Source organism: Thermogutta sp. (assembly GCF_039793925.1).
GTDB lineage: Bacteria > Planctomycetota > Planctomycetia > Pirellulales > Thermoguttaceae > Thermogutta.
In genome coordinates this window covers 1-2,997 of record NZ_JBAMME010000306.1, presented here as the reverse complement: position 1 = coordinate 2,997, position 2,997 = coordinate 1, and the positions used below count along the sequence as shown (strand labels likewise).

General features: G+C 60.1%; 5 protein-coding genes. All 5 read right to left on the bottom strand.

Going from position 1 to position 2,997, the window contains the following annotated elements:
- Positions 1-503: hypothetical protein (locus ABJK56_RS16305; RefSeq protein ID WP_347245734.1), on the bottom strand; the 503-nt coding region annotated here is incomplete at its 3' end.
- Between the two features lie 535 nt (positions 504-1,038).
- Positions 1,039-1,485, bottom strand: a complete 447-nt coding sequence (locus ABJK56_RS16300) for a hypothetical protein (protein ID WP_347245733.1) — start codon at positions 1,483-1,485, stop codon at positions 1,039-1,041.
- Positions 1,486-1,813: 328 nt separating this feature from the next.
- The gene (locus ABJK56_RS16295; protein WP_347245732.1) at positions 1,814-2,020 is read right to left on the bottom strand and encodes a hypothetical protein; all 207 of its coding nucleotides are present in this window, start codon (positions 2,018-2,020) and stop codon (positions 1,814-1,816) included.
- Between the two features lie 155 nt (positions 2,021-2,175).
- Positions 2,176-2,808, bottom strand: coding sequence for a hypothetical protein (locus tag ABJK56_RS16290; protein ID WP_347245731.1), 633 nt, complete (start codon positions 2,806-2,808; stop codon positions 2,176-2,178).
- A partial coding sequence (locus tag ABJK56_RS16285) for a hypothetical protein (RefSeq protein WP_347245730.1) occupies positions 2,808-2,997 on the bottom strand: 190 nt, incomplete at its 5' end. The genes ABJK56_RS16290 and ABJK56_RS16285, both read right to left, overlap by 1 nt.

Sequence of the window (2,997 nt, the reverse complement as noted above, 5' to 3'; positions counted from 1 at the left end):
GCCTCACCAAGTATAGGGTCGGTAAGGTCTAGCCATTGCAAGTTTTTCAGCCCGGCTAGTTCCTTTAGCCCTGAATCCGTGATGCCGCTTGCGGAAAGGTCCAGCCCAAAGGGTACCGCAGGCGGCGGGACGTTCGCCACGCGCCCGTCTTCCCACCGAGAAAACTTAAAAGCGGGTAAAAACTCCACCTCCGCGTTTAGAAAATCGGGCAGCCAGCGAAGCCCCTCTTCTTTTGTCGCCACAAAGCCGAACTGGCCCTTCAGATTGGCCATCCAGCCGAACTTAGCCCCTGCCTCTTCCCAGGCCCGAACGATCTGGTCGGGGATTGAAGGTTCGTTCTGGGGTATCGAAGGCTGTTGGGACATCTGGGCAGTCGGGGAAGACGTAGGGGAATCGGGCGCCTGAGTGTTCCCGCAACCTGCCAGCAGGGCCAACAGGACCGCCAGACCCACCAACTCCGGGCGTACACACACCAGATCCTTACGGACAGAAACTCGGTGCATGCTAGTACCCTCCCTTCCAAAAAGGCCACGGATTCGCGCCGGCGATTTTTCCGGCAGTTTTGACCAAGGGCCAGTTTTTGCTCTCTTGGGATTTTTTGAATACCCGGCGCCGCAAAAAGAAGGCAAACACAGCCCGCCCGCGGGGGGCCGCCACTACTTAGAGATGAGCCTAATCTCTCCTTGGGCGTTGTCAAGCGGGCGTGAAAAGTGAAAAAATTTTCGGAAGGTGTGTAGGCCCGTGGCAGGACAACGACCCAGCGGGGGGGCCTGTTGCAAGCGATCTGCTGTGCAGGCTGGCCTCTTGGCGCGTAGGAGAGAGGCGGTTTTGCAGTGCGGCGGCCAACTGCTGCTTCAGGTCAGCAACTTCTCTGCGCAGCCTCGCGTTCTCCGCTTCCAACTCCGCGTTGCGTTGCATCACCGAAAAGAGCTTTTCCTCCAGCTTGGCCATGCGTTGGGCCAGCCGGTGATGTTCGCAGTCGGACCTCGGTTCCCGCAGCTTCATAAGGCGGGAAAATACGCATCCTTGGCTGCCCGATCAAGGCCAATCGGCCGCCCGGCGAACACAAGAAATCCCGCAAATTCTTGGCGAGGGGGAGCTTGACGAGCCAAATCCCCGTTTAAAATGACGATTGTCGGCCCGCTGCCCTTCGCTCTCCTGCCGTGCTTCGGGCTTCCCCTGAGGCCCACCGAGTCGCTGCACGACCTGCACCGAATCTTGACCCGCATCGATTTCACACCATAGCCAGTCCTCCTGCATCCGGAGGACCTTCGCCTCCGTGCCTCCCGAAAGCTGGGCCAGCTCCTGCGCTTCGATTTTCAAGCTGGTCGGCCGGATCACCACCACTGTCTGGCCGGGCCGAATCTCTGGCCCGCTGCGCTGCCCCTCCTCTGCCGCCAGCACAGCAGCCCCCGCGCTCAATAACCCCGTAACTACACCCACCCACGACCACACGAACTGCCGAGTAACCATTTTCCGCCACATGGCCAACCTCCTTCGATGAATCGTAGACACACTTTCCACATTCACCGCCGTATCCCTGCCAGGTCTCTCCGTTGTGTTGTCTCTATCCCTCACCGCAGCAACTGGGTTTCCTGATTTGTCGGAGTGTACACCCGCCTTTCCCGCGCACCGGAGATGTTCCGGAGGCAGTTGAAGGTAGATAGTAGCCCCGCGTTGCTTCCCGCTTGTCCCACTGTCCGCTCGGAACGTGTCAACCGCTTTTGTACTCCGAAATTGGCGTCGCGCGGGAGTGGGAGCGTGCGAGGTGCGGACCCGCCGGCCGGGGCGGCGGTCCAAGCCTCGTCTGCTCCTACCGGGCTTCCGGCGGCGTTGTTTTCGAACCGGCCGGCCGATAGTCGAGACTGACCGGCTCAACGGGCAGTGCTTCCCACTGCTGCTGCTTCACGTAGCGCAGGTGGATTGTCGCCAGAAGCCTGCCGGGCTCGAGGTGATGGTACCTTTGGAACTCCTCGCGCTGTTCTTTGCCCAACTCCGTGCCAAGCGAGGGCGCCCGCACCGCCCACTACCCATGCCCAAGACAATCGCCGCAGGCACGAAAAGCCCTCCTCCCACGCCCTTTTCCCGCCGATGCCTGTATGCCAACTATCTTCCCACGCTTTTTTCGGCCCGCCGCCCTGCTGCCGGTGTCCGGACACTCTTGTGCGACAAGGCCTATGCCGGGCCGAAAATTACCGGGCCGTGCCAAACCCGTCCTCTGGCGACAGCCTTCACAAGCGCTTTGCAAGAATCGCGTTCCTCGGGACCGCGTCGTTCGTCCCAATCCTCTAACAGTGACATCCTAACAACATCCACCATGCGCATCTGGCGCTCCGCTACAAGGCCAGGCAACTCGGCCAGAGCCTCATCTAAGGTTCTTGGGGGCATGGCGTACATAGCGTATGCGGTTTTCCCCTTGGCACCAGGCACGATTTCCTCAAGAATACTCGCCTTAATCAGGAAAAACCTTGCGCGTTGGCTCGGCATGCCCGCCAAGGGAGGAGGCAGCGGACTAAGATCAGAGCACCAAATGCAGTTATTCTCCACAACATGTAGAATATGACGCCGCATGGGCGAATCTTGTGGATACTTCTTGTAATCCCAATCATCGAGGTCAAATGACTCGCACGACAATACGTCGGCCAACTCGATATCCCGCGTGCGTAGGAAACCTCTAAATAAACCCACGGCATCTACGAATGTGGTTGCTGGTACGGTACATTCCAGCAGCCCGCTTCCGCCCGCGTTACCCGACTGCCTTGGCGCGTTGAGCCAAACCTGCGCTTCTAAGCACCACGCCCGCCGCATTAGCCACCCCCCAACCCAAAGCCCGGCCGGCGCCAATCGCCAGCGCGCGTGGGAAAACCGTTCTGTGCCGGTGGCGGAAGTTGTGGATCAATAACGCGCAGCATGTTGCTCGCTCCGGCCGTGCTCCTCAGGTAGGCATCGCGGGCCGCCTCCGCTTGCAGGATTTGCAGCGTCTCACGGAGCGCGGCT

What these genes read in the sequence shown, in the direction of transcription:
- ABJK56_RS16300 (WP_347245733.1), bottom strand. Translation starts at nt 1,485, where the DNA reads ATGTGGCGGAAAATGGTTACTCGGCAGTTCGTGTGGTCGTGGGTGGGT.
- ABJK56_RS16290 (WP_347245731.1), bottom strand. Translation starts at nt 2,808, where the DNA reads ATGCGGCGGGCGTGGTGCTTAGAAGCGCAGGTTTGGCTCAACGCGCCA.